The organism is Micromonospora sp. LOL_015 (assembly GCF_048060275.1).
Lineage (GTDB): Bacteria > Actinomycetota > Actinomycetes > Mycobacteriales > Micromonosporaceae > Micromonospora_E.
On record NZ_JBHMIO010000220.1, the window covers coordinates 1 to 304 of the forward strand.

1 pseudogene is annotated in these 304 nt (G+C 68.8%); it reads right to left on the reverse strand.

Annotated elements, in window-relative coordinates:
• Window positions 1–304, reverse strand: a pseudogene (locus tag ACFHWU_RS29575) (hypothetical protein); the annotation flags it as partial.

Here is a 304-nt window from a genome sequence, read left to right on the forward strand (position 1 = left end):
GCGGGCATCGCTGGTGTTCCTCCCAGGTTTCGATGTCTCCATCAAACCCGGTGCGGGACAGGGTCTTGAGCTGGTCGTTGCCGGTTTCCTCCTCCCAGCGTTCGTGGTACGCGGCGGCGAGTTCGTCGGCGCGGGCGTCGTGGGGGTCGACGATGCTGGTGATCAGGGTGACGACCTCGCCGGTGCCGTTACCGACCCGGTCGGGCACGGTGTACCCGACCACCCTCGCGAGGTGGACGACCGGCAGACCCTGCCTGTCGAACGCGTCGGGAACCGTGTCGACGTCGGTCAGGTCGGCCCCGGC